Source organism: Shewanella sp. SM74, assembly GCF_025653725.1.
In the GTDB taxonomy this organism is placed as follows: domain Bacteria; phylum Pseudomonadota; class Gammaproteobacteria; order Enterobacterales; family Shewanellaceae; genus Shewanella; species Shewanella oncorhynchi.
This window is the reverse complement of sequence record NZ_JAKKRZ010000008.1, coordinates 110,769-136,872: the sequence shown is the minus strand read 5'-3', so window position 1 is coordinate 136,872 and position 26,104 is coordinate 110,769. Positions and strand designations below refer to the sequence as shown.

The window sequence follows — 26,104 nt, the reverse complement described above, 5'->3', positions numbered from 1 at the left end:
GTGAGTCAGGTCGAACATGAATAGGAGATAGACATGAATAAAGGGTGGTTAGGGGCGAGTTTAGTGCTTGGGTTATTCGTTGGACAAGCAAGTGCTATGACATTAACGAGCAAAGATATGAGCGAGGGCAATAAACTGACATCGCAATTAGTGTTTAATGGCTTTGGTTGCCAAGGGGAAAATATTTCGCCGCAACTGACTTGGACTGAGGTGCCCACAGGAACTAAAGCATTTGCAGTGACAGCTTATGATCCTGATGCACCAACGGGCAGCGGTTGGTGGCACTGGGCCATATATAACTTACCCTTAGCGCAAACTTCGCTCGCACAAGGTGCGGGCTCGCATGTTGATGCACTGCCCAAAGGCGCCATTGCCTTGAAGAACGATTTTGGTACTACAAATTTTGGTGGCGCATGCCCGCCCCAAGGTCATGGCGTTCACAGGTATGAATTTACTGTGTGGGCATTACCCAGTGCTTTAGAATTGCCAAAGGATGCTAGCCCTGCCTTATTGGGCTTTATGCTCAGGGCACAAGCGCTCGGCAACGCCAAGTTGACTGCGGTATATAATCGATAATCCATTGATAATTAGGCTGGTGTCATGATCCGTATGTTTGAATATGATTCGAAGCAGGCACAATCTTTATCTCAAGTCCCTGTACATCAGCCGTCGATTATTCGGGTTATCTATGGTGAAAAGTCTCTGCTCTGGCAAGATGAATCTGTTTTAGTAGGCCAAGGGCAGTTACTGTTAATTCCTGCTGGTTCGCATATTAGCTTTGTTAATCGACCTTTTCTTGGGCGTTATCGGGCGGTGCAGTTATTACTCCCCCACGATTTACCCCAAGGCATTTTATCAAGCGCTACCGATTGGCGTGACCCTATGCCAGTCCAAAACATATCACGCGCTGTGGACTTAGCTTGGAATGCGCTATTACAGAGTTTGACCTTGTCTCTGGCCGATCCTGTTCAACTACATTATTTGGCCGCGTTACTGTTAAGTTTGCCGGATAAACGCAGTGTGAACTGGTTGTATGGACACACCCAACGCAGCGTGACTCAAGCGGCCTTGGCCTTGATGAGTGTGAGTCCTTCGGCGTCATGGCAGCAGGAGGATATTGCCGACAAGTTACACATGAGCACGGCAAGCCTTAGGCGTAAATTGGCCTTAGAAGACACTAGTTTTAGGCAGTTACTGGTAGAAGTGCGGCTTTGTCATGGTTTAGCCATGTTGCAGAATTCGAGCGAGCCAGTATTGCAAGTGGCTTTGGCCTGTGGTTATCAATCTGCGGAAAAGTTTTCCTTACGTTTTAAGCAGCAATTTGGCCTGACCCCTGCGGCTTATCGTCGTACACTGTGAAGTGGCATAGGTGTATACCCAAACAACTTTAGGGTACTGGAGAAATATGATGGCGGATGAGCAATTTACTGACAGCGGATTTTGGAACAAGATCAAACTCTTTAGTCGTCAAGCAGGTAGAGAGGTCATCGAGCGGGCACTATGGCTTTATTATGCAGCGCAACAACCCAATACGCCTAAGTGGGCTAAGTCAGTCATCTACGGCGCGTTAGCATATTTTGTTTTGCCTTTAGATGCGATTCCCGATCTGACTCCTTTAGTTGGCTTTACCGATGATTTAGGTGCCCTTGCCGCTGCCCTGACTATGGTGACCTTATATATCGATGATGAAGTGAAATCCCTTGCGGCGGATAAACTCGCACTGTGGTTTGGAGATAAGCCGAGCGAACCTAAGACTTAAGCCTATTGCGAACGCAATCGCCTAAGTGATGCAAAATTGTGCTAAAAATATGATTTCATTAGGAGTCGTTGATTTGGTTTTGACTGAGATTTTCTGGGGTAAAAATATTTTTTTGCAAATGTTTCACTATTGCTTGATTGCGCTATATGCTAGCGCTGTTTTGTAAACCCCTTGTGTTTGTTTAGGCAGATAAATGAAAAATATTATGGTAGTGATCCTATGGCTTTTAGGTGTCTCTGCCGCTACCCCCGCGTTTGCCGATGAGGCCTCTCCGGAACAACTCGCCCGTCTTTACCTCGATTTTATGGCACAGAATAGTCGCCAGAGCGAAGCTTTGTGGCCCGGTTTTCGCCTTGAAGATAAAGTACACCTCTTTAGTTATGGTGGTAATGTCTGGCTTCGACAGCCTGGTGGCGAAATAATCCAAGATAACAGTGTGTTAGAGTCGGTCAATCTGCACTCGGGTCTATCGGTGAGTTTCGGCTTTCCGCAATATAATGGCCAGCCGGGCGTATTGATCCAGCTCGAAGTGCCTAACATCCAATTTACTCGCGACACTAAGCCAACGGATTTAGCTTTTTTAATCTGGGCGAGCAATGGCTTGCATGAAGCCTTCCATTTTTATGCTCAATCCGAATGGCGAGTATTGGAAGACGGTAAGCGTTATGAGGGCGAGGTCTTTCCGCTCAACTTCGATGCTCGCTATTATCGTTTACAGTTATTTGATGCCTTAATGGCGGCGCTGGCACAACCCGAACAACAGTCATTACACCTTAGCTATGCAGCCTATTGGTTGCAGCAATGGCGCCAAATTGCGCCGAATGAAGATAAAGTCGGTTACATCAATGATCTAGTTGAAGGCAGCGCTAAGTATGTGGAATTGGTCGCTGGTGCACGTGTGTTGAGTCAAAATCAAACTTTACTGGGTTATCAGCAAATACTGACAAAATATGTGTATGACTATTATCAACAGCAGAAGATGTGGGTTGGTTGGACGGCTGAGGCGGCAAATATTGGCGCTCTGGCGGGCATATTGTTGGATAGCACTCAAGACCCTTATGTATGGAAAGAGTCGGTCATGTCGGGTATGTTGCCTGTGGATTTACTACTGAACCGCGTAAAGCCAGTATCCCCGTTAGACAAGAAAGACACTAAACAGAAGAAACAGTTGCAGGAGATGCTAGCGTATTACCCTGCCACTCAAGCAAAATTGTCTCAATTGTTGTTGAATGTGCAGGATCCAAAAGTGCCGTTATTGGTTATGCCGAGCGTGAGCGATAGTAGCAGTTTTATTGATGTGGGTGACGTACGTTCTGGCTTTTATGTAGTGCCCTATCAAGAGGAAATGACTCAAGCTTATTTAGGGATGAGCGCGCAATTTAGTAACTTGTCAGTGAGTGGCAGTCCATTACTCGATGTTCCAGTACAAAATTTTTGTGAGGGCATTGAGGCGGCAACTCTGTTACCTTTAGCATTCCCCTTTCAGCGTGAGGGTCAGTATCTGGTATTCAACGAAGCGGAAGTCCATGGAACTATTAGGGTTTCTGCGAGTGTTGTTGATGGAAGAACCCTCTACTGTGCGATGAATTAATAATGAGAAAAAATCAGCTCGAATTTACCTACATGCGTGGCATTGCGATTATCTTTATCGTGCTTGGCCACAGTATTTACAACTCTGGTGAAGGTTTCCCGCTGTTGTTGGAAAATCTATTGCGTGGTGGCACGGCGTTATTTGTGTTTATCTCGGGATACTTTTTCCACCGCATTTTTTATAAGGATTTCGACTACAGCAAGTTTATGAAGAACAAAGTACAAAACGTACTTTATCCTTTTTTAGTTGTGTCATTAATTGGTCTATTTTGTTTGTGTTTGCGCTGGATATTTATGGAGCATCAGCCGCTCGATAATGTCTTGCTGAGTATTTTTTATACTGTGCGTAACGGTTATATTCTGTATCCGCACTGGTACATTCCCTTCATCATGGCGGTGTTTTTATTCTCGCCGATTTTTTTATGGTTTATCCGTTGCTCGCAGCAGATGCGTTGGACACTATTTGTACTGAGTTGTGTGGTAGCAATCCTATTGCATAGACCTATAGGTAACGTCAATTTCATTCACTCAGTCGTGTATTTTGTACCTTTCTACTTGATTGGTATTTTATATTCGCAAGATGAACATATTGTGACGCGCTTTGGCTCTATTTTCACCGCACTAGCGATGATTTTTTTAGTGGTGAGCTTAGTCGAACAAACTTACATAGTGCAGCATATTGGTAACTATCATAAGGCACCATTTGAGTACAACGGTATCGATTGGCAGTTTATTCAGAAACTTTGTTTATGTGTATTAGTACTGAATTTCTGTGAATGGTTGTCGGGACGAAGTCGTTTGCCTTGGTTAGTCGAAGTCGCTGAGATGAGTTTTGCAATTTTCTTTATTCATCCACTCTTCGATATGCTATTTAACACGGCTGCAACCGTAATGCGTTTCCGCTTCCCACCAGATTCTGCTGTGACTAGCGTGCTCTTTTCCGCTGGGATTTTCATTTTCATGATGGTAGGCAGTATTATGACGGCTCGCTTTATCAAAAAGCGTCTGGGTAATCGTTCGCGTACTTATATCGGCTGGTAATCACTTTGGTTTATCATCACTAACACTAGGTGAAATTCAGTTTGAATTTATTTCCTAGTGTTAGGGTGTTTTCCATCTAAAAAAGTGGAGAACATAATGAATCCCAACATTACCCTACCGAGCCTCGGGTTCATCAGTTTGTCTTTTATCGCGTTGCCATCCATCGCCGCTCAAGTTGAGTCGCTATCCACCAAGACGCAGAATACTTTTTTCGCACAAATTGCGGCCCATTGTGGCCAAGCCTTTGCGGGAAAAGTGGTATCGGGTGACAGTGCCGATTCGGCCTTTAGCGGCAAGTCGTTAATTATGCACGTGCGTGAATGTAGCGACACTGAGCTTAAGATCCCGTTCCATGTGGGTGATGACCACTCGCGTACTTGGGTGCTGACTAAAACGCAGCAAGGGCTTAAGTTGAAGCACGACCATCGCCATCAGGATGGAAGTGAAGATGCTGTGACCATGTATGGCGGCGACACTATGAATGATGGGACAGTACAGAAACAGTCATTTCCCATTGATAGGGAATCAATCGATAACTTCGTCAAGAATGGACTAACTCAGTCGATTACCAATGTGTGGCACATGGAAATTACGCCAACGATTTTTAGTTACCAACTCACGCGCGAAAACCGCGATTTCAAAGTCGATTTTGATCTTACCCAGCCAGTAGCATTACCACCCAAACCTTGGGGACACGACTAGTGTTGTTATCAAGCTAGCTCAAAATTGTGTTCATCACCTGCTTATGTTGCCCGTTTATGTGGATAACGACACTACACGGGCTCAGCCTCGCATCAAATCCAGTCAAATCGTTGTGACATCCTCGCCAGCAAACCCTAGTGCGGTAAGTTTTTCGTCTAGTATCACTGCTATGTAATGACGCCATTAACTGGCAATAAGCCAATAAGTCCATTATGTCTAAAAGGATTAATAATATGTTTTTTCTGTTTTAAGTGTTCATTTTACTCATTTTATTTCATTGCGGAATACTAGAATAGCTGTTCATTTAATACTTAATTTTTATGGATAAACAAGATGATCATACCTAAAAATAGGTATTTATGTCTTGGGAATATTTTTTTAAATATTCACCTAAATTAAGTATAAATCTGAGATTTAAGCCGGATTTAATCGCTACTTATATCAATTTATAGTGTAGGCTTGAGAAAGTGCTGTTGAAAGATGATGCACCTAGGTCTAGAATGAAAAATTAAAGGACTGATTCACTAATGATTATAAAGTTAAGTGACCCAAAGGGAAGAGGTGAACTATGCGCTTTTATATGGCAAGACAGCCTATATTGAATAGAAATAAAAACGTTGTTGCTTATGAATTGCTCTTTAGAAATAGCCGGGATAACTATTTCCCACAGGGTGTTACAGACAATGTTGCTACAGCTAAAGTATTTGTAAATAGTTATTTAAGTATGGATCTAGAGGATTTAACTGAAGGGAAGCCAGCATTAATTAATTTTCCATCTCATTTCTTGCGCGACCATTTATTATACATGTTTCCATACAAAAATATTATTGTTGAGGTATTGGAAACTGTTAGCCCAAGCGATGATAACTTTATTTTAATTAAAGAGTTATTTAACTTGGGTTATTATCTTGCTTTAGATGACTTTGTTTATTCACCTGAGTGGGAACGTTTTTTTCCTTTTTTTAAACTTATAAAAATTGATATAATTTCAACGCCTTTAGATAGTGTTTCTCATCTGATACCTAAATTTAGACAGTATAATTTAAAGTTACTTGCAGAGAAAGTTGAAACATTGGAAGAGTATAGGCTCGCTAAGTCACTCGGTTTTGATTATTTTCAAGGTTATTATTTTTATAAGCCAGAACTCATAGAGGGGAGTGAAATAGGTGCTACACAACATTTTGTTATGTCTATTTACAATGAGGTTTTTAAGTCTGATTTTAGTTATAAAAAACTTGAACATTATTTTTCTCAAGATTTAGATCTTACCTATAAATTACTAAGGTATGTCAATTCAAGTCAGTTTGAGCATGTGAATGAATTTACCTCAATTAAGCAGACTATGATTTTTTTAGGTGAAAATAAACTTCGTAAGTTTGTAAGTCTCATTATTTTGGCTGAACTTAATCCCAACAAACCAGTTGTGTTAATTAATAATACTATAATCAGGGCTCGGTTATGTGAAGAGTTAATATCATTAATGGGATTTCCTTTTTTGAAAGAGTCAGCATTTTTGACTGGATTATTATCTACTTTAGATGCCATTTTAGATAAGCCGATGAACAGAGCGATAGAGCCGCTTCCTCTTGAACAGCAAATAAAGCGTGCTTTACTTAATAATCATGGATATTTAGCTCATTGTTTACAACTTACTCTGGCGTATATGAAAGGTGATTGGGTTACTGTCGATTATTTCATTGATAATTATAATATTGATCCTGAGAGGCTCATCTCTGCGTGTGATAAAGTGTATAGCTGGTTTAATCAGTATAAAAATTCAGTTCAGTAGTAATGAATGCTAGTTTGCAATAAGGACATGTGATGATGAATGATATTGATTTAGACTTTTTTGATTCTTGTGCATTTATGCTATCACCTGAGGGGGAGTGGTTAGGCGAGAATCAAATTTTCTCAAATAATAATTTTTTAAAAAATGCCAAGAAAAAAATAATTCAGCATTTTGAAAAACTTAAACAGAATATCACGCCTAATGAATACTTAATGATAGGAAGTAACTGTTTAAATTTTAGCCTATTAAAGATGGTCAATAAAAATTTTATTGTGCTCTGTGTTGTAGAGCATGATGCGTCAATAACAAAAAGTTTCGAGTATAGCCAATTTAGGTGTGAGAATCCTGCGGGTGATGACTCTAGATATCAGAAAATTACTTCAGATGGTGTTCTTGTCGTAAATAGTCTTGGCAATATTGATTTTATTGGTGGCGGGGTTAAATACCTTTTTCCATATTTACATTTTGATAATTATATTGGTAAGTCATTTTTTAGTTTAATTCAAGATATTATTATCTACGAGATTGTTGGTGGAAATAATTATAGAATTATGAAGTGGTTTAGATATAAATGTGCAACTAATAAAAAAATATGTCTATCTTTTAAAACTAAATCAGGGTTGTATTTTGAGTATAGAGATTTCTTCCTTGATGATGGAACTCGGTTTGGGTTAATGATAGATGAATCTAAACGATATGAGAAAGGAAAAGTATTAATAGAGAAATGTTCAGAGCTGGAACAATTGAATAGTTTTCAAAGTGATTTTATTGCTACTCTAGGTCACGAGATTAGAACACCATTAAATGCAGTGCTAGGCTTAATTGAGCTCAGTTTAGGTAATGTAAGGGCACAGGATAAGAAGTTATTATCTGTCGCATTCAGTACTTCAAAACAAGTTCTATTACTCATTAATAGTATGTTGGATTTTAAAAAGACAAATGAGAGTAGTGCAGATGTTAAAAATGACTCGGTAGATGTTAGGTTGTTAGGCGAATCTGTTGTTGATACGTTTAGCCTTCAAGCAGATAAAAAAGACATTAATTTAGACTTTTTTATGCCATTGAATTTTAATCGCAGAGTTATTTGTGATGAAGTTAAACTAAATCAAGTTATCTATAATTTAATCTCCAATTCAATTAAGTTTTCCAATAAAATTGACTCGTCGATTCTATTAGAAGTAGAAGTTCTGGAACAGTCATTCGAAAATGTAAAACTAAAGTTTTCTGTTATTGATAATGGTATCGGTTTAACTGAAGAGGAACAATCAAAAGTGTTCGGTAAGTATGAGCAGGCATCATCAAATTCTTACCGTCAGTATGGTGGTGTTGGCTTAGGACTATACATAAGTAAAAGTATATGTCGTTCAATGGGAAGTGATCTTCAGGTTATTAGTCGTATCGGTGATGGTAGCGTTTTCTATTTTGTTATTGATTTTGCTTTTGCTTTAGATAGTCACTTTACGGCACCTGATGTAAGCGGCTCCTATCATTCTGATATTGATGCTTCAGTAACAGCATATACTAACAGTTCCATTTTTCACGAATCAGTTTCAAGATATTCCAAAGAGCTTGATTTCGAGTTGCTATATTTACCAAGTAATGAATTACTGGAATTTGAAACTGAAAGCTCAATACTTTTTATTGACTTGAATCAAAATGATATTATCTCAAAGAATGAATTTGTAACTAGTCTTTTTACAAGAAAAGAAAGAGTTGCAGAGTTGAGGAGAGTGTCACTTTCTAAGTCTAACTCCGACTACGAAGTGATTTCATATCCACCACTCAGAATTCAATCAGTAACTGATTTTGTTAATGTTAAAAATTATTTGAATATTATTGACGAGCAGGCTTCGGATAGTGCTGATTATTGTAATATTAGTGTGTTAGTTATTGATGATTGTCAAGAAAACTTATTTGTTATCGAAAAACAGTTATTATCTGTTGGAGTCATAGTTTCCTGTGTTCAAGATCCGATGCAAGCAATTGAGCTTTTTAAGACAAATAAATTTAATGTCGTTATTTCTGATGTGATAATGCCAACTATATCGGGCTCAGACCTCATTGGCGTCATTAGAGAAGTTGAAGGGTATCGGGAATTAGCACCATCGATTATTGTGATGTTGACCGCTGATCATGGCGACATATGTAAAGATGAATGTTTGCAGGCTGGGGCAAATCGCGTACTTGTAAAGCCTCTGACGTTGAATGATTTGATTGGCCTTTTAGATGAAGTAAAACTCACTTTGTCAAATAATACAAGTTTAAAAAAGTCTACAGTTAAAGCAGATAATACTTCTTTTGATAATAGTTTTTTCTGTTGTGATGAAACACCGCAGGAATTAGTAGACATCTTACAGATAGTCAACTTGTCAGATATATATAATTTTGTAGGTGAAGATATAAGCGATGAAGAGTTATCTATTTTTTTAGAGCAATATTACAGTAATTTACTTGTTAAGCGTGAAGCATTAAGGTCTGCAATTGTGGATAATGATCTTCGTATTATTACTGCAATTAGCCATACCCTTAAAAGTAATTCTCTTTACATAGGAGCAAAAAAATTAAATTTATCTTGCCAAGAACTAGAGCTTGTTTCGCGTAACAATGCTATTGATTACAAAGTTATCTTAAAATGTTGGCAAGAGGTTGATGATGATTTATTTGCGTTAATTGAGTTTTTTATGCAAAGGAGTAATGCTAGTGGATAGAGTCAATTTTGAGCATATCGTTCTCTATACGAACGACCAAGATAATGATAGATTATTGATAAGTGTTCTAATTCGTCACTTTTCTCGTATTCATGTGATTAAAACGAATGCTGAGCTTGTTGAGCAAATCAAACAATCAACCCCAAAAGTGATTCTTGTTGCTGCTGAAACTTTACAAGAAACTTTACTTATTTATTACGAAGCCATAGAGGAATTGCAGGCTGTAGAAATATGTGAGCATGCTGTTGTTTCACTTATTCCAAAACATCAAGAAAGAGAAGCGTACGAGGCTTATCGTAGTGGTGTGATTAATGATTATTTAATCGCTAGGCCAATGTATGAAGTACATAGAGCAATTATAATATGTACACATTTATTGCGGGAAATTGGGTTAAGAGGAAAATATAAAAAAGTTGAAGAGTTTGTAAATGTACAAGATAACTACTCTTCGCATATCAAGGAGATTGTCCTTAAAGGTGTTCAGCGCAAGAAGGATTTAGAACATAGCTTTGAATTAAGTTTGATTGAAATCGAGCAATCATTAGATAAGGCAGAAGCGCACCTTGCAAGTAATAGAACCGCTGAGTTAGATCTGGCTTCATTGAAGAAGATATTATCATTTATTCGTTCTAATGAAATTAGACCAGCTTTGTTGAAACTACAAAGTAAGGCGTTGCATTTACTTGAACTTGTTGTTACTGATGTATCAAATGTGGCGATGGTCGCAGAAGCCCCTTTGCCAGAACAGGAGCATATTGAGGTTAGCAATAAGGCAGCTCCAACCGTGCCTGATACTAAATACACGTTTAATCGATTGTATTCGGAGTCAAAAAATTCTCTTGTATCAGTTGAAGTTCCTGTAGTGCCAAAGATGTTAATTGTTGAGGATGATCACATTAGTTTGAATTTAACTATTATGCTTCTTAGAACGTATGCCATTGAACTTGATACATCATTGTCTGGACGTATGGCGTTAGATTTACTTTCTAAGAAAAAATATGACGTTATTTTAATGGACATAAATCTTCCTGATACTAATGGGTTTTATATTATTAACCACATTAATAAGTCTAATGGAATAAATGCAATTACGCCCATTGTTATGTTGACTGGGAATAAAAATAAGTCATCAGTTCAGCAGGCAATAGCTGCAGGAGCTAAAGGTTACATTATCAAACCACTATATAAGGATTCGATAATCAAGCTTTTTAGGAAGTATGATATTCCATTGCATTTGCGATAGTTCTATAGACATGGGTTTTAATAGTGCTTGTATATTTTTCTTTTAACCTCACAGGTATGGGCTTATATCCTTACCCGTAATATCTACCTTTTTAGGTATTTAAATTATGGTTTTTTTATGTTTTGGAGGTAGAGGTTTTATGTCAGCATAGCTGATTCAGCACTCATCTTAGTTGGTGAGTTAGAAATGCGATGTGGTGACTGAGTTTCTAATGATTTACATCGGGGATTTTAGATTTTCATCGCACTGTGAGCCAGATATGCTGTGCATTTACTTAGAAAATTTACTGTAAGTTAGCAATATACCGCTTTCTATCGTTAATGATTGAACGCTCAATAATCATTTTTAGATACTGTTTGCAGTTTAATATCTGATAGCTATATTTTAGGCATGTATTTGATTTGCATTTTTATGTTATACATTGTTCTTTCGGGTTTTTATTAGATTATACTGATGCTTTTTAAGTTATAGTCTTTAGCTTGAATATGATGTTCATCTGTGGAATGACCACCTATTGTTGGCTGGCGTTAGTGCCAATCATAGATCAAGGGAGTCGTTTTGATGGCGCTAGTTGTGATGGAGTTAGGATGGTTGACAATACTGTACATAATCATAAATCTCGGACTCAATATATTATTTTAGCTGTGGCTATTTATGCGCTTGCAGCGCTTGGATGGATCTTTTTATCCGATCAATTGTTGCTTGTATTTACGGACACAGAAACTGTGTTTCGTTTATCCCTCGCTAAAGGTTTTTTCTTTGTATTTACCAGTGCCTTTATCCTACTTTTTGTTCTGAATGCCGTTCCTGACCGTCATAATGCTCCATCGGGTAATTTGCTTGAAATAACCTTTGCTCGCTCTGTAGCGATAAGCAATATCTCATGGCTTAAATACATTGCAATATTGAGTTTTACGCTGATAACGCTATGGTTTGCCAATTCGCTTTCAGCTGAGCAGCACCAGCGCTTACTATTGCTGATTTTTATGTTGCCTATTTCATTAAGCGCTATTGGTGGCGGATTTGCCCCTGGATTAGTCGCGACATGTCTCTCTGTTCTGTGTGTCTATTATCTTCATCCAACCGCCAATAGTCTCGATAATATTCATTCTGTCGATTGGTTACAGCTTATTAGTCTAAGTGTTTACGGCATAGTGATCAGTGCACTAAGCGGCTATTTACGTGCCTCATTACAGAAATTGGATGTGAATCATCAACTGCTCGATTCTGTGGTTTCTCAAACAACCGATGGTATTTTTGTGAAGGATTTGGCGGGGCGTTATATCTTGGTCAACCAAGGTGCCGCTACCTTTGTCGGCAAGAGTATGAGTGATATCTTGGGCAAAGATGACACTGATATTTTTGATGCTGACTCTATTGATATTATCCAAGAAAAAGATCGCACTGTATTAGTGTCCGCAATGGTCACCACACATAAAGAGTATTTACATATTCAGGGTGAAGCAGCCATTTTTCAAGTGACCAAAGGTCCTGTGTTTGACGCTCAAGGTGCAATTTGTGGCTTATTTGGAATAGCAAGGGATGTCACGACTCAAGAAAAAAATGCTGAACATTTACTCATTAGTGAGTTGGGATTAAAACAAGCACAACAATTATCAGGGATTGGCAGTTGGGAGTGGGATTTAGTTACTGATTCGCATACTTGGTCTGAACAGGTTTTTGTGATTTATGGCTTGCCATATAAAGAAGCCGCCCCTTCGATAGAACAAGTGCAGAAATTATTTACTCCTGAGAGTTGGCAAGCGTTAAGTACGCTGGTGATGCGATGTGTGCATACGGGAGAAGAGTATGAATGCGAAGCTGAGTTGCTAGATCCTAATCGTGCCCATCGTTGGATTATGGCTAGGGGTCAAGCACAGCGTGATCCGCACGGTAAGATATTTAAATTGCACGGTACAGTGCAAGATATTACCCAGGCGCGACAGCTTCAACAACAACTAGCGGCTCAAACAGCACAATTGCAAAGGGTTATTCAAGGTTCTGAACAAGGATTCTGGGACTGGAATGCTGTTACTGGAGAAGTGCAAATCAGCCCAAGATTTGAAGCCATTTTGGGATATCAAGCTGGCGAGATGAAGCTGACGGTTAATAATTGGCGTCAATATGTGTATGTCGAAGATGTGCAAAATATAGAGCAACAGGTTCTACAGCATCTCATCCATAAAACAAGCAGTATAGAGTTGGAAGTGCGCTGCATTAAAAAGACTGGCGAGCTGTGCTGGATATTGTGTAAGGGGCGGGTCGTTGAAGAGGATAGTCAAGGTCGAGCGTTGATGATTTCGGGAACCCAAGCCGATATCACGTTATTAAAGACCCATGAGACTGAGTTAGATCGCGTGGCAAATTATGATGCACTTACAGGATTACCAAATCGTCGCTTACTTTTAGACCGTTTTCAGCAAATGATTGCCCATGTTCAACGTAATGGCAGTATCTGTGCAGTGTGTTTTATGGACCTTGACGGGTTTAAGGTGATCAATGATCGTTATGGCCATGAGGTTGGTGACCAACTGTTGATCGCGATTGCAAATAATGTGTCTGTGGTGATTCGGCAGCAAGATACGTTGGCCCGGGTAGGAGGCGATGAGTTCGTTATCTTATTTGAGATGATGTCTGAGGAAGAATGTACTCAAGTACTATTACGAATACTGGCGGCGGTCGATCAGCCGATATCAATCGGCGATTTAAATCTTTGTTTAACGGCTTGTATTGGCGTGAGTTTGTATCCAGAGGATAACGTTGACCCCGACATTTTATTGCGCCATGCCGACCAAGCCATGTATATGGCAAAATCGGCAGGTAAGAATCGTTTCCAAATGTTTGATCCTGACATTGATCGTAACATTATTGCTCGGAGAACTTGGTTAGAAGAACTTAAATCAGCTTTTGAACGTCATGAATTTGTGATGTTTTACCAACCAAAAGTGAATCTCGCTACCGGTAAAATTATTGGTGCGGAAGCCTTAATTCGTTGGCGTCATCCACTGCGAGGTATAGTCGGTCCGAGTGAGTTTTTACCGGATATTGCAGGCAGTGATCTTGAAATTGCTTTAGGTGAATGGGTTATCAATACTGCAGTAGCACAATGGCAGAATTGGCAACAGAGTGGTCGTCCGATAGCAGTAAGTATCAACGTGAGCGCTCGGCAGCTATTGGCTGAACACTTTAGCGCGTTTTTAAAATCGACGTTAATGCAATATCCCGATTTGACGGCCTCGGATCTAGAATTGGAAATTTTAGAGAGTGCCGCCATTGAAGATATGACATTGGCAATTGATATCCTTCAGGAATGTAAGCGTTTTGGGGTCCATTTTTCCCTAGATGATTTTGGTACAGGTTATTCGTCGTTAACGTATTTACGCCAATTACCCATATCGACGATTAAAATTGATCAGAGTTTTGTGCGAGGTATGCTCGATAGCGAAGATGATTGGCGTATCGTGGAGGGTGTTATCCGCTTAGCGTCAGTATTTAATCTTAATGTTATTGCTGAAGGTGTTGAAACCATTGCCCATGGTAAAAGTTTAGCTGAATTGGGCTGCCAATTGTGCCAAGGCTATGGTATTGCTCGGCCTATGCCTGTAGAGGAGTTTGCTCTTTGGTACGACGAATGGCCATCGCAATACCAACAGATTAAACATGAATTCAAGCAAATGGACGAATTGCATCGTTAATCGCAAGTTATAGAGAGTTTTTAGCTGGCTTTAAGGATTTAGGTGCTCACTCGTGTATTTGGAATGTACTTATTTGGCGTGATGGTTCTTATATGGAGCAAAAGTTGGCGCTGGGCTAATCTTTTGCTCCATAGTTCAGAATACTTTTAGTGTTTAATCTATATTTCTTTTTGATTTACTCGGGTTGATAGCTCTGAAGCGCTTTCTTTGCGTTCGCTATATCGGTTCGTGAGGAAATTAACATTGCCCCTCAGGAGTAAAGTGAATTTCATCAATTCCTCCATAACATCAACTACACGATCGTAGTAAGGCGAAGGTTTCATTCGGCCTGCCTCGTCAAACTCTAACCAAGCTTTTGCAATTGAAGACTGGTTGGGTATGGTGAACATGCGCATCCATCGGCCCAATATTCGCATTTGGTTTAGTGTGTTGAAGGACTGTGAACCACCACTCACCTGCATTATTGCTAATGTCTTACCTTGTGAAGGCCGGACAGCACCTTCAGCCAAAGGGATCCAATCGATTTGGGCTTTCATAATACTGGTCATCGCACCGTGGCGTTCTGGTGAACACCACACCATACCTTCGCACCAACGTACCATTTCTCTTAGTTCCATGACTTTGGGATGACTGTCAGGCGCATCATCAGGAAGTGGGAGTCCAGAAGGGTTAAAAATACGCACCTCTGCGCCCATGTGTGTTAATAGTCGTGCGGCTTCTTCCGTCGTCAGTCGGCTATAGGAGCGTTCTCGTACTGAGCCATAAAGCATCAGTATTCTAGGCGGATGGGTTAGAGGAGTTAGATTAAAACAGTCCATATCCATGTTATTAACCATTAATTCTTGTTTGAGCGCTGGCATATCGTGGTTTAGTGGTTTCATGTGCGAACTCTTTGTCCCTGTTCATTAATGATGATTTCGCCATCTTCTTTGGTGAAAGGGCCTTGTTGTGCTTTGGTCAAAATATCAAGCACTGTCTCAGACGGGCGACAGAGTTTTGTGCCTCGCGGCGTAACGACGATAGGACGGTTAATTAAAATGGGATAAGTCAGCATGAAGTTAACCAGTTCTTCATCAGTAAATGTGTCTTCAGAAAGTCCTAGTCGTTCAAATGGTTCAACATTGTTGCGTAGCAATGAACGCACAGAGATTTTCATCTCATTAATTAACTTAAGTAATTCATCGCGGGAGGGCGGCGTTTCTAAGTAGTGGATGATTTGGGGTTCGACTCCACTATTACGGATCAATGCTAAGGTGTTGCGCGATGTGCCACAGGCTGGATTGTGGTAAATCTTAATGCTGTCATCAATCATATTAGTCATAACATGTCTCTGATAAATAATCGCTTATAAATTTATCCATAGGCACTAAACAGATGCTCTAGTGCCCATGGACGAAGATTAGAAGGAGAGGCGCAGCGCCAGTGCCGCTAGGGTGACAAATAGCACTGGTAGCGTCATTACTATGCCGACGCGGAAATAATAACCCCAGGTAATATTAATATTTTTCTGCGCCAGTACATGCAGCCATAGCAGGGTTGCTAAACTGCCGATGGGGGTGATTTTAGGACCTAAATCGCTACCAATCACGTTAGCGTAAATCATGGCTTCTTTAATCACGCCGGTCGCATTGCTACCGTCTATCGACAGGGCGCCAATTAACACCGTTGGCATGTTGTTCATGAGGGACGATAAAAACGCGACCAAGAAGCCTGTGCCCATAGTGGCAGCCCAAAGCCCTTGTTCTGCCAAGCTATTTAATACGCTTGATAGGTAATCGGTTAAGCCTGCGTTGCGAAGACCATAAACCACTAGATACATGCCTAATGAAAAGATCACTATCTGCCATGGCGCGCCGCGAAGTACTTTAGTGGTATCTATAGCATGGCCTTTTTTCGCGGCAACAAACAGGATCAGGGCACCCACGGCAGCGACTAAACTCACGGGCACACCGAGGGGTTCTAAGCAAAAAAAGCCCACCAAGAGTAAGACTAATACGCCCCAACCGGTTTTAAAGGTGTTGAGGTCGCGAATAGCGGCCTTAGGTTCGCGTAGTTTTTCTAGGTCGTAGGTCGCGGGAATATCTTTGCGGAAAAACAGATGCAGCATGACTAAGGTGGCACTAATAGCAGCAATATCGACAGGCACCATCACAGAGGCGTATTCGTTAAAACCTATGTTGAAGAAGTCCGCTGAAACAATATTGACTAGGTTAGAGACAATTAACGGCAAACTTGCGGTATCGGCAATAAAACCCGCCGCCATTACAAAGGCTAAGGTTGCTCCGGCGCTAAAGCCCAGAGCCAGTAACATAGCAATCACTATGGGGGTGAGGATCAGCGCCGCGCCATCATTGGCAAACAATGCGGCAACAGTCGCGCCGAGTAATACTATGTAAGTAAAGAGTAAACGCCCACGACCTTTGCCCCAACGGGCCACATGCAGCGCGGCCCATTCGAAAAATCCCGACTCATCCAATAATAAACTGATGATGATCACGGCAATAAAGGTGGCGGTCGCATTCCAGACAATATTCCATACCACAGGAATATCCCCTAAGTGGACCACACCCAGTAGTAAGGCCAATACGGCGCCCAAGGTAGCACTCCAACCTATGCCTAACCCCTTAGGTTGCCAAATTACTAACACTATGGTGAGAACAAAAATTGCCCCTGCTAACCACATACAAGCTCCTCAAAGAGTAGAGATTGTCTACCCGTAACCATAAAATAATGCCTCACCTAACGATATTGTCGGTGGGTCTGAATGATTTTTTATATGTGAATTTTCGTATGTATCTTAGTGTTGAACACTATACTCAAACACCATTTTGATTAATGCGTGAAACTTAAGGTGATCATATATACGGATATTTACATATATGAAAATTCGTATATATTGTACAAGGTCTTTCCAAAAGATCCATAGCCATGAAAAACGAGTGTTGTTTCTTACCGCTCACAGCTTGCTGTTTGAATGAACCTTTAGGAAAGTTAACAAAAGGAACAAAATGTTTGTACTAGTTCAGTCTAAGGGCATCAATGATTAATCCAACCCAGTTTTTTAAATGTTTAGCCGATGAAACCCGCTTGCGTTGCATGATGTTGATCCAGCAAGAGGGGGAGCTCTGTGTCTGTGAATTGACCGAGGCATTGCAAGAGACCCAGCCTAAGATTTCGCGACATTTGGCCCAATTACGTAAATGCGGTTTATTAGTTGATCGCCGTCAGGGGCAATGGATTTTCTATCGTATCAATAATGACTTACCCGAATGGAGTCAGTTAGTGCTGAGTGAAGTTACCAACCAACACACTGTATTCCTTGAAGAAAATATGCGTAATTTGTGCAAGATGGGCGGGCGTCCTGACCGTGCTAAAGCTTGCTGCTAGAAGACTAGCAGCAAAAATTTAACCTCAAATATACGTTTTTTCATATGTTTACGTGTCTAAAGTTTTGCTTAATATTAAGGTGGCGTAACAATGCTGCAAATATTTTCAGATTTAGCGAGCTGGTTAACTTTTGATTTGATGGGTTTAGAGCCCAATACTAAGCTCGCCGACGCCATCCATTTTTTTATTGAAGATACCACTAAGATTTTTGCGCTCCTGTTGCTGATGATTTATGGCATCGCTTTGGTGCGGGCCTCGCTCAATGTTGAGCGTGTTCGGGATTACTTGGCGGGTAAAAATCGTTTTGTCGGTTACGTTATGGGATCGGGTTTTGGCGCTGTTACCCCATTCTGCTCATGTTCGAGTATTCCGGTTTTTTTAGGTTTCACTTCCGCGGGGATCCCCGTTGGGATCACTATGGCGTTTCTGATCACTTCGCCGTTAATTAATGAAGTCGCCGTTCTGTTGCTTGTGAGTCTGCTGGGCTGGCAGTTCACTGTGATATACGTGCTAGTCGGCATGTCAGTGGGTATGTTGGCGGGGGCATTTTTAGACACGATTCGCGCTGAGCGTTGGCTGCAATCCTTTGCCGCCAAAGCACTCGAGCAAGGTCAGGCGCAAGCAAGTCGCGATAATAGCGAGGGTATGACATCGACATCCATGACGTTAACCGAGCGACATGAATTTGCGAAAGGCGAGACCCTAGAGATTTTTGGCCGAGTGTGGAAATGGGTCATTATTGGGGTTGGGCTTGGCGCCGCACTCCATGGATTTGTGCCTGACGGTTGGATCGAAGCCCACTTAGGCGATGGTCAATGGTGGTCGGTTCCTGCGGCGGTATTGATTGGTATTCCTCTGTATTCCAATGCCACAGGGGTTATTCCTATCATGGAGAGCCTTATCACTAATGGCTTGCCCGTAGGGACGACATTAGCATTTTGTATGTCTACGGTTGCCGCCAGTTTTCCCGAGTTCATTTTGCTCAAGCAGGTGATGCAATGGCGTTTGCTGGCCATCGTTTTTGCCATTTTATTGATTTCATTCACCTTAATCGGTTGGATCTTTAACGCTATAGGTCCTATTCTGTGAGAATTATAAAAATGTTAAACATCAAAGTATTAGGTAGCGGATGCGCTAAATGCACTAAAACCGCTGAGATCATTACGGCCATTGCCAACGAGAAGGGCATCAACGCGGCTATATCGAACAGATAACGCTTTAATCTTAAAAAATAATATAAAACACCTAATATAAAACTGAGTGTGAAGGATGCAGGTATGACAATCAAAATCGGGATAAATGGCTTTGGCCGTATGGGACGTTTAGCATTGCGCGCTGCTTGGGGCTGGGATGAGGTTGAATTTGTGCAGATTAATGATCCCGCAGGGGATGCGGCGACCTTAGCCCATTTGCTGACATTCGACTCTGTGCATGGTCGCTGGCAGTACGAAGCCAATGCCGATGGCGATGACATCATTATCGATGGCAAGCGTATTCGCTGTACTCGCAATAAAACCATCGCCGAAACCGATTGGTCCGGCTGTGATGTGGTGATTGAAGCCTCGGGTAAGATGAAAACCAAAGCAGTGCTACAAGCTTATTTAGATCAAGGCGTTAAACGCGTTGTAGTCACGGCGCCTGTTAAAGAAGAGGGCGTGTTAAACGTTGTCATAGGAGTGAATCATCAACTCTATGACAAAGCCATTCATCCGATTGTGACTGCGGCCTCCTGTACTACTAACTGTTTGGCGCCGATCGTTAAAGTGATCCACGAAAACCTCGGCATAGTGCATGGTTCCATGACGACTATTCACGATATTACCAACACTCAAACTATTTTAGATGCACCGCATAAAGATCTCCGCCGTGCGCGGGCCTGTGGTTTAAGCTTAATCCCCACGACAACGGGCTCAGCGACGGCCATTACCCATATTTTCCCTGAACTCAAAGGTAAGCTTAACGGCCATGCGGTGCGGGTGCCATTAGCGAACGCCTCATTAACCGATTGCGTGTTCGAGGTGAGTCGCAAAACGACCGAAGCTGAAGTCAATCGCCTGTTAAAAGAAGCGGCAGACGGACCGCTAAAAGGTATTTTAGGTTATGAGGAACGACCGTTAGTCTCGGTTGATTATAAAACCGATCCGCGTTCGAGCATTATCGATGCGCTATCGACCATGATTATCAATGGCACTCAGGTCAAACTCTACGCTTGGTATGACAACGAGTGGGGTTATGCCAATCGCACCGTCGAACTGGCCCGCATGGTCGGTCTGATGGATAAGGCATAAGCTTTATGGCTAAGCTGACAGGGTTCTTGTCTAACATATCACCCGAGATCCGCCAGTATTTGGTGGTCACAGGCAACTATTGGGCATTCACGCTTACCGATGGCGCATTACGTATGTTAGTGGTGCTCCATTTTCATGGCTTAGGTTATAGCCCGCTGCAAATTGCCATGCTATTCCTCTTCTATGAAATCTTTGGGGTGGTAACGAACTTAGTCGGCGGCTGGCTCGGGGCGCGTTTAGGCTTAAATAAGACCATGAATGTGGGCCTATTTATGCAGATTGTTGCCCTTAGCATGCTGCTTGTGCCTAGCGGTATGCTGACGGTTGCTTGGGTGATGGCGGCGCAGGCCTTGTCGGGTATCGCTAAAGATCTCAATAAGATGAGCGCTAAAAGCAGTATCAAGTTGTTGGTGCCCAATGATGCTCAGGGTGAGCTGTATAAGTGGGTTGCCATGCTCACTGGCTCCAAAAATGCGCTAAAGGGCGCGGGGTTCTTCTTGGGCGGTGCCTTGCTGACCCTGTTTGGATTCCAGCTGGCCGTGTTAGGTATGGCGATTGGCCTATTGCTGGTGTGGATTTTTAGTCTGTTAAGTTTGCAGCGCGATTTAGGTAAAGCCAAAAACAAACCTAAGTTCACGGAAATTTTCTCTAAGAGTCCGGCGGTAAACACGCTTTCTGCCGCACGCATGTTTTTGTTTGGTGCGCGGGATGTGTGGTTTGTGGTGGCTTTACCCGTTTATTTGGCCTCAGCCTTTGGTTGGGATCATTGGTATGTCGGCGGTTTTCTCGCACTCTGGGTGATAGGCTACGGCATAGTGCAAGGCTTCGCACCTCGCTTGACGGGGACAAAGTCGGCGGGCAAAAACAAGGTTCCCGATGGACGTAGCGCCTTAGGTTGGGCGGCGATATTGAGCATAGTGCCGGCAGGCATTGCGCTGGCGATAAGTTATGACTTTCATGCCGAGAATATACTGATTTGGGGATTGATGCTGTTTGGCGCCTTATTCGCGATCAACTCTTCATTACACAGCTATCTTATCGTCAGTTATGCGGATGAAGATGGCGTATCGTTAGATGTGGGTTTTTACTACATGGCGAATGCTATGGGACGCTTGATCGGCACTGTGTTGTCTGGCTGGGTGTATCAAGTGTATGGCATGGCGGCTTGTCTGTGGATATCGGCGGCATTTATTGCGTTAGCGGCGCTTATCTCAATTAAGCTGCCTCGGCATAAAGCGATATCAGATGGTGCTTAATACTTACCTAAGCTATCCCTGAGTTGTTGCGGTTGTTTTTATTCAATACCCACCAAAGTATGGTGGGTATTTTAATCACTCTGATGTTAACTGAAGTTTTTTGATTTTGAGCAAACAACTCTCTATACTCCGGCCTGTTTTATACACGTCATTATGTCGCTATTCCCAATAGCACAACTATTTTTAATGCAGTCAAATTTGAGTTGGCTCATATAAGTGAGGTTATTTTTCGGTGATGAGCATTAAGCCGCATTAGTTTAATCCTTCCTTCTTGGATCGTTAAGATCTGTCCTTAGTAGCTACCGACTCGGTAGTTGTTTTGCAGTACCCCATAATCCCAATTGCATTCCGTCACCTTGACGCATAAGTACCTTATTGGCTATGCGCTGACATTTGAGTCAAGTGTTGATATTAGCTATTGGAAGATATGATTAAATTTCAATCAGAGTGAGTGACATGATACAAACCATGAAAAAAGAGTGGTTCTCCAACATACGCGGAGATCTGTTAGCCGGTATTGTGGTTGCACTGGCGTTAGTCCCTGAGGCGATTGCCTTTTCTATTATTGCAGGCGTCGATCCTAAAGTCGGCCTGTATGCTTCATTCTGTATCGCAGTGGTCATCGCGTTTACAGGTGGCCGTCCTGGTATGATCTCTGCCGCAACGGGTGCTATGGCGTTGTTGATGGTGACCTTAGTGAAAGAACACGGCCTCGAGTATTTACTCGCGGCGACCCTATTAACTGGTGTGCTGCAAATTGCCGCGGGTTACTTAAAGCTAGGAAGCTTGATGCGTTTCGTCTCCCGTTCTGTGGTGACGGGCTTTGTGAATGCACTGGCGATTCTGATCTTTATGGCCCAGTTGCCCGAGCTGACTAATGTTACTTGGCATGTGTATGCGATGACGATTGCAGGCCTTGGTATTATCTACTTATTCCCACTCATCCCTGTGATCGGTAAATCTGTACCTTCGCCTCTCGTGTGTATTGTCGGATTAACGCTTTTTGCGGTTTATATGGGGTTAGATATTCGTACTGTCGGCGACATGGGACAACTGCCTGATACTTTACCTATTTTCCTCTGGCCTGAAGTGCCATTGACCCTTGAAACTCTGATGATCATCTCCCCATACTCGGCCGGCCTTGCCGTGGTGGGTTTGCTAGAATCTATGATGACCGCCACCATAGTCGATGATTTAACCGATACCCAAAGCGATAAGAATCGCGAGTGTAAGGGCCAAGGTATTGCCAATATCGGCGCGGGTTTAATGGGTGGTATGGCTGGTTGCGCTATGATTGGTCAGTCGATCATCAACGTTAAATCGGGTGGTCGCGGACGGTTATCGACCTTTTCAGCGGGGGTATTTCTACTCATATTGATTGTATTCCTCGGCGAATGGTTAAAGCTCATCCCTATGGCGGCACTGGTTGCCGTGATGATCATGGTGTCTATCGGTACTTTCTCTTGGGATTCAATTCGTAATCTTAAGCATCATCCAATATCAACCAATCTTGTGATGGTGGCGACCGTTGCTGTGGTGGTCGCTACCCATAACTTAGCTATGGGAGTATTTGTGGGGGTATTACTCGCGTCTCTGTTCTTTGCTAATAAAGTGGGCCGTTTTATGGTGGTTAAGAGTCTAACGGCTGCTGCCGACGCTGGTCGCCATTATCAAGTTATTGGGCAAGTCTTTTTTGCCTCGGCAGATAAGTTCAGTAATTCATTTGATTTTAGGGAAGTGGTTGATAAGGTGACTATCGACTTATCTCAAGCGCATTTCTGGGATATTACTGCGGTATCGGCCCTAGACAAGGTAGTGATTAAATTCCGTCGCGAGGGAACTGAAGTGGAGTTAATTGGCCTTAACCAAGCAAGTGCAACCATAGTCGATAAATTTGGGGTGCACGATAAGCCTGAAGACGTTGAAAACATGATGTCTGGTCACTAAGCCCTTAGCAACACAGTAAAAGGAAAATAACGATGACAAATGTGATTGCCTGTATCGACGGTTCAAAAGTGACACTCGCCGTATGTGACGCCAGTGGCTGGGCCGCTCAGCAACTGGATGCCCCAGTAACTCTATTGCATGTATTGGATAAGTCTGCTTATCCGATAGAGTCAAATCTGTCAGGAAATATTGGCCTAGGTACACGGGAGCACTTACTCAATGAAATGGTTGAGCTTGAAGCGCGTCGAGGCAAACTCGCACTTGAGCAGGGTAAGTATATGCTGCAAGACGCAAAAATCCGCGTTGTTGAGAAGCAGCCTAGCAGAATGGTTGCAACCTTGCAGCGTCACGGCGATTTAGTCGAAACCCTGTTAGAGCAAGAATCTCATGCCAGACTGGTGGTGATGGGCCGTCAAGGGGAGCAGCATCAAGATCAAGCGCAGGCCATTGGCAGCCATTTAGAAAATGTCATTCGCACGCTTAAGCAGCCTATTTTAGTGGTGATGGACGAGTTTACTGCACCGACTCGATTTATGATCGCCTATGATGGCAGCATTACTGCGAAAAAAGCCCTTAATCAAGTGCTAACGAGTCCACTTTTAAAAGGGCTTGAATGTCATTTAGTGATGGTGTCTGATGCTCAATCGCTGGCGACAGCTGAACTGGCGTTGGTGGCCGAATCTCTGATTGCGGCGGATTTCAATGTGGTTACCACCGTTTGTCAGGGAGAAGTGCAAACGGCCCTTGAGATCTATCAACTTGAGCATCAAATCGATCTTATGGTGATGGGCGCCTATGGTCATTCGCGTATTCGGGAGTTTTTTGTGGGTAGTAACACCACAAGGATGATCAGTAAAAGCCATATCCCCTTATTATTACTTCGCTAAGTTAAATATGCATTTCAACTTATTTCGCTCAATCCTAATGACTTGGTTTTAGTTAGAACATCTGAGTCAGAAGCTTGAGGTAATCATTTAAGAAAAAACGGCGAGCATTTAGGCTCGCCGTTTGATATCACAGCCGAATGGCTCGTCTTAGTTAGCTTTTGGCTCGAAGCTAAAGGCTTGACCCGCAAGAGCGGCTTCAAACATTAAGCCGCCTTTTGCTGCGGTAAATACTGCCATACCGTTGATATAAGAGCCGCTCGCCGAGCGATTACCACCCGATTGACCAGCACCTGCTGAGTTGCCTGTGGTTCCTGCTTGAGCGCTTGCTCCCATGTTGATTGCAACTGCCGACGCTTGGGCGTCAAACTCGAAACTGCCGCTCGTGAATGCTTCATAGGCTTTGGCATCTTTAAAGAAGATGATCTCGCTGTAGGCTTGTCCACCTAATTGAAAACCGATGGATAATTGAGTCAGACTCGAATCACCCATATAGGCACCGCCTTGGTAGACTCGGCCTTTGCCATAGGCTGCACCGATCCCAATTCCGCCTTTACCCACAGTTGGGAATAAAGCATAGCCATAGGCTGTGTCGAAAAATTTACTGGTTTCTTTCGCTTTTTGGAAATTGACTACTGCCTGATCGTAGCTTTCATCTGCATGTGCAGTTGGGGCAGCAAATAGGCTCACAATAAGGCATGTTGATGCCGCAATGGCTGTTAAAAATGATTTCATGGTAACGCCTCTTCAAGTCTTTAGTTGTTCCAGACTAGCCTTTATCGACACAAATGACAGCCAAAAGTGACATATGTGTCAGCTTAGGTTCAGTGTTCGACTTAATGGTTGGAGTGATATTGGTGGTGATGATTGGAGTGCGGTTTCGCCAATTAGTTCTTAGGTGGCGAAGAACCTTGGTTTTTTTCTGCATCGTCCTGCTGAACTTGATGCAAAAATTCATACTCCTCTGGGGTGAGAATATTTTCAATGACGAGTGGGCGTTGCTCTAGCTGTGGTTCGGCCATGCGGCCTTTTAAGTAGGCAGAGCGGGTGATTTGCTTTAGCCCATACACCGCCAGCATATACATGCTCAGTAGTAAGGTCAGCCTTGGCAATGCGTGGGAAAGTAGCGATAGATTATCACCAAGATAGAAAGGCAAGATCACCACAAATACGCGGATTAACCAATTCAACAACATGGCCAAGGTCAAGCTTATCAGCCAACGAAACCGAATGGTGCCGAGCGCCTCTTGGGTTTGAGTGACATCTCTTTGATTGCGTTTATGTCGACGAAACAACATCCACAGCGCGATAAAGTAAAAACAGGTTTGTACAGATAACAGCGCTGGGAGTAGAGCGCCCCATTGGCTGATACTCATTTCTTTAAGCATCAGAGCTATGGGTTGCCACTCGTTGATGGGATGCGCAGTTAATCTTAAGGCAATATCTAAAATGGCGAAAACTAAGGTGAATGCAGATGGCCAGTAATGCTTTGAAAATCCTAGCGGTTTATTGGTTGGTGCTAAACTGCGTTTGCAATATAGATAGAGCAAAGGCATGAGCAAAAAATAGATAGGGTTAATCAGATTGAATAGGATATGAATGGGAATTGGACTGTTATCGCGGTTCAACATACCCGTGAGGAAGTATAGAGCAATAAGACTTAAGAAAGCGGCGAGGAGTTTTTGGTTAGCGTCTGGGTGATAGAAATAGCGAATATAAATAGCTAACGCGAGGCAATGTACGCCTCCAAATAATGACAGCCACCAATAAGCTTGAGTGAAAAAACTATGAAACTCGTTCATATGCGATACCTCG

The 26,104-nt window shown here is 42.4% G+C and carries 22 protein-coding genes; 17 read left to right on the top strand and 5 right to left on the bottom strand.

What is annotated here, in order from left to right:
* The first annotated feature begins 33 nt into the window (after positions 1-33).
* The 10 genes from L5M49_RS10920 (at position 34) to L5M49_RS10875 (ending at position 14,527) form a co-directional block, all read left to right on the top strand.
* Positions 34-576 carry a YbhB/YbcL family Raf kinase inhibitor-like protein gene (locus L5M49_RS10920; RefSeq protein WP_263266063.1) on the top strand — a complete coding sequence of 181 codons (543 nt, stop codon included), beginning with the start codon at positions 34-36 and terminating at the stop codon, positions 574-576.
* Between the two features lie 24 nt (positions 577-600).
* Positions 601-1,359 (top strand): helix-turn-helix transcriptional regulator, encoded by a 759-nt coding sequence (locus tag L5M49_RS10915; protein ID WP_113941435.1) that lies wholly within the window; start codon positions 601-603, stop codon positions 1,357-1,359.
* Positions 1,360-1,408: 49 nt separating this feature from the next.
* A complete protein-coding gene (locus tag L5M49_RS10910; protein WP_168826089.1) occupies positions 1,409-1,759 on the top strand; it encodes a YkvA family protein in 351 nt (116 codons plus the stop codon).
* 193 nt (positions 1,760-1,952) lie between these two features.
* The gene (locus L5M49_RS10905; RefSeq protein WP_219254197.1) at positions 1,953-3,350 is read left to right on the top strand and encodes a hypothetical protein; all 1,398 of its coding nucleotides are present in this window, start codon (positions 1,953-1,955) and stop codon (positions 3,348-3,350) included.
* A 2-nt stretch (positions 3,351-3,352) separates the two neighbouring features.
* Complete coding sequence (locus tag L5M49_RS10900; protein WP_212600605.1) at positions 3,353-4,390, top strand: acyltransferase family protein; 1,038 nt, start codon at positions 3,353-3,355, stop codon at positions 4,388-4,390.
* Between the two features lie 96 nt (positions 4,391-4,486).
* Positions 4,487-5,092: a hypothetical protein gene (locus L5M49_RS10895; RefSeq protein ID WP_263266062.1), complete on the top strand. Its 606-nt coding sequence runs from the start codon at positions 4,487-4,489 to the stop codon at positions 5,090-5,092.
* 568 nt (positions 5,093-5,660) lie between these two features.
* Entirely contained in the window at positions 5,661-6,881 is a 1,221-nt protein-coding gene (locus L5M49_RS10890) for an EAL and HDOD domain-containing protein (RefSeq protein WP_263266061.1), read from the top strand.
* A 32-nt stretch (positions 6,882-6,913) separates the two neighbouring features.
* The gene (locus tag L5M49_RS10885; protein WP_263266060.1) at positions 6,914-9,589 is read left to right on the top strand and encodes a hybrid sensor histidine kinase/response regulator; all 2,676 of its coding nucleotides are present in this window, start codon (positions 6,914-6,916) and stop codon (positions 9,587-9,589) included.
* Entirely contained in the window at positions 9,582-10,832 is a 1,251-nt protein-coding gene (locus tag L5M49_RS10880; protein ID WP_263173967.1) for a response regulator, read from the top strand. The genes L5M49_RS10885 and L5M49_RS10880 overlap by 8 nt, the downstream gene beginning before the upstream one ends.
* 587 nt (positions 10,833-11,419) lie before the next feature.
* Positions 11,420-14,527 (top strand): EAL domain-containing protein, encoded by a 3,108-nt coding sequence (locus L5M49_RS10875; protein ID WP_263266059.1) that lies wholly within the window; start codon positions 11,420-11,422, stop codon positions 14,525-14,527.
* A 158-nt stretch (positions 14,528-14,685) separates the two neighbouring features.
* Here the strand turns inward: L5M49_RS10875 and arsH are convergent, their stop codons facing one another.
* The 3 genes from arsH to L5M49_RS10860 form a co-directional block, all read right to left on the bottom strand.
* Entirely contained in the window at positions 14,686-15,387 is a 702-nt protein-coding gene (gene arsH / locus L5M49_RS10870; protein WP_173248745.1) for an arsenical resistance protein ArsH, read from the bottom strand.
* Between the two features lie 17 nt (positions 15,388-15,404).
* The gene (arsC, locus tag L5M49_RS10865; protein ID WP_198573266.1) at positions 15,405-15,839 is read right to left on the bottom strand and encodes a glutaredoxin-dependent arsenate reductase; all 435 of its coding nucleotides are present in this window, start codon (positions 15,837-15,839) and stop codon (positions 15,405-15,407) included.
* A gap of 87 nt (positions 15,840-15,926) precedes the next feature.
* Positions 15,927-17,210, bottom strand: coding sequence for an arsenic transporter (locus L5M49_RS10860; protein ID WP_263266058.1), 1,284 nt, complete (start codon positions 17,208-17,210; stop codon positions 15,927-15,929).
* 356 nt (positions 17,211-17,566) lie between these two features.
* Between L5M49_RS10860 and L5M49_RS10855 the strand changes: the two genes are divergently transcribed.
* The 7 genes from L5M49_RS10855 to L5M49_RS10825 all read left to right on the top strand — a co-directional run bounded on the left by L5M49_RS10855 (position 17,567) and on the right by L5M49_RS10825 (position 24,292).
* Positions 17,567-17,914, top strand: coding sequence for a metalloregulator ArsR/SmtB family transcription factor (locus L5M49_RS10855; RefSeq protein WP_263266057.1), 348 nt, complete (start codon positions 17,567-17,569; stop codon positions 17,912-17,914).
* A gap of 90 nt (positions 17,915-18,004) precedes the next feature.
* Positions 18,005-19,003 (top strand): permease, encoded by a 999-nt coding sequence (locus L5M49_RS10850; protein WP_173248056.1) that lies wholly within the window; start codon positions 18,005-18,007, stop codon positions 19,001-19,003.
* Positions 19,004-19,014: 11 nt separating this feature from the next.
* Positions 19,015-19,128 carry a thioredoxin family protein gene (locus L5M49_RS10845; protein WP_173248055.1) on the top strand — a complete coding sequence of 38 codons (114 nt, stop codon included), beginning with the start codon at positions 19,015-19,017 and terminating at the stop codon, positions 19,126-19,128.
* Between the two features lie 63 nt (positions 19,129-19,191).
* Complete coding sequence (locus L5M49_RS10840; RefSeq protein ID WP_263266056.1) at positions 19,192-20,202, top strand: ArsJ-associated glyceraldehyde-3-phosphate dehydrogenase; 1,011 nt, start codon at positions 19,192-19,194, stop codon at positions 20,200-20,202.
* Positions 20,203-20,207: 5 nt separating this feature from the next.
* The gene (arsJ, locus tag L5M49_RS10835) at positions 20,208-21,458 is read left to right on the top strand and encodes an organoarsenical effux MFS transporter ArsJ (RefSeq protein WP_263266055.1); all 1,251 of its coding nucleotides are present in this window, start codon (positions 20,208-20,210) and stop codon (positions 21,456-21,458) included.
* Between the two features lie 456 nt (positions 21,459-21,914).
* The gene (locus L5M49_RS10830; protein WP_263266054.1) at positions 21,915-23,405 is read left to right on the top strand and encodes a SulP family inorganic anion transporter; all 1,491 of its coding nucleotides are present in this window, start codon (positions 21,915-21,917) and stop codon (positions 23,403-23,405) included.
* Positions 23,406-23,437: 32 nt separating this feature from the next.
* Positions 23,438-24,292, top strand: a complete 855-nt coding sequence (locus tag L5M49_RS10825; protein WP_263266053.1) for a universal stress protein — start codon at positions 23,438-23,440, stop codon at positions 24,290-24,292.
* Positions 24,293-24,439: 147 nt separating this feature from the next.
* On the opposite strand, the gene L5M49_RS10820 is transcribed toward L5M49_RS10825, so the two are convergent.
* Both L5M49_RS10820 and L5M49_RS10815 read right to left on the bottom strand, forming a co-directional pair.
* Positions 24,440-25,024 carry a YSC84-related protein gene (locus L5M49_RS10820; protein WP_219251787.1) on the bottom strand — a complete coding sequence of 195 codons (585 nt, stop codon included), beginning with the start codon at positions 25,022-25,024 and terminating at the stop codon, positions 24,440-24,442.
* 152 nt (positions 25,025-25,176) lie between these two features.
* The gene (locus L5M49_RS10815; protein WP_131524953.1) at positions 25,177-26,091 is read right to left on the bottom strand and encodes a hypothetical protein; all 915 of its coding nucleotides are present in this window, start codon (positions 26,089-26,091) and stop codon (positions 25,177-25,179) included.
* Positions 26,092-26,104: the final 13 nt, after the last annotated feature.

Coding starts and splice junctions, on each gene's coding strand:
- L5M49_RS10920 (WP_263266063.1), top strand. CDS start 34: ATGAATAAAGGGTGGTTAGGGGCGAGTTTAGTGCTTGGGTTATTCGTT.
- L5M49_RS10915 (WP_113941435.1), top strand. CDS start 601: ATGATCCGTATGTTTGAATATGATTCGAAGCAGGCACAATCTTTATCT.
- L5M49_RS10910 (WP_168826089.1), top strand. CDS start 1,409: ATGGCGGATGAGCAATTTACTGACAGCGGATTTTGGAACAAGATCAAA.
- L5M49_RS10905 (WP_219254197.1), top strand. CDS start 1,953: ATGAAAAATATTATGGTAGTGATCCTATGGCTTTTAGGTGTCTCTGCC.
- L5M49_RS10900 (WP_212600605.1), top strand. CDS start 3,353: ATGAGAAAAAATCAGCTCGAATTTACCTACATGCGTGGCATTGCGATT.
- L5M49_RS10895 (WP_263266062.1), top strand. CDS start 4,487: ATGAATCCCAACATTACCCTACCGAGCCTCGGGTTCATCAGTTTGTCT.
- L5M49_RS10890 (WP_263266061.1), top strand. CDS start 5,661: ATGCGCTTTTATATGGCAAGACAGCCTATATTGAATAGAAATAAAAAC.
- L5M49_RS10885 (WP_263266060.1), top strand. CDS start 6,914: ATGATGAATGATATTGATTTAGACTTTTTTGATTCTTGTGCATTTATG.
- L5M49_RS10875 (WP_263266059.1), top strand. CDS start 11,420: ATGGTTGACAATACTGTACATAATCATAAATCTCGGACTCAATATATT.
- arsH (WP_173248745.1), bottom strand. CDS start 15,387: ATGCCAGCGCTCAAACAAGAATTAATGGTTAATAACATGGATATGGAC.
- arsC (WP_198573266.1), bottom strand. CDS start 15,839: ATGATTGATGACAGCATTAAGATTTACCACAATCCAGCCTGTGGCACA.
- L5M49_RS10860 (WP_263266058.1), bottom strand. CDS start 17,210: ATGTGGTTAGCAGGGGCAATTTTTGTTCTCACCATAGTGTTAGTAATT.
- L5M49_RS10855 (WP_263266057.1), top strand. CDS start 17,567: ATGATTAATCCAACCCAGTTTTTTAAATGTTTAGCCGATGAAACCCGC.
- L5M49_RS10850 (WP_173248056.1), top strand. CDS start 18,005: ATGCTGCAAATATTTTCAGATTTAGCGAGCTGGTTAACTTTTGATTTG.
- L5M49_RS10845 (WP_173248055.1), top strand. CDS start 19,015: ATGTTAAACATCAAAGTATTAGGTAGCGGATGCGCTAAATGCACTAAA.
- L5M49_RS10840 (WP_263266056.1), top strand. CDS start 19,192: ATGACAATCAAAATCGGGATAAATGGCTTTGGCCGTATGGGACGTTTA.
- arsJ (WP_263266055.1), top strand. CDS start 20,208: ATGGCTAAGCTGACAGGGTTCTTGTCTAACATATCACCCGAGATCCGC.
- L5M49_RS10830 (WP_263266054.1), top strand. CDS start 21,915: ATGATACAAACCATGAAAAAAGAGTGGTTCTCCAACATACGCGGAGAT.
- L5M49_RS10825 (WP_263266053.1), top strand. CDS start 23,438: ATGACAAATGTGATTGCCTGTATCGACGGTTCAAAAGTGACACTCGCC.
- L5M49_RS10820 (WP_219251787.1), bottom strand. CDS start 25,024: ATGAAATCATTTTTAACAGCCATTGCGGCATCAACATGCCTTATTGTG.
- L5M49_RS10815 (WP_131524953.1), bottom strand. CDS start 26,091: ATGAACGAGTTTCATAGTTTTTTCACTCAAGCTTATTGGTGGCTGTCA.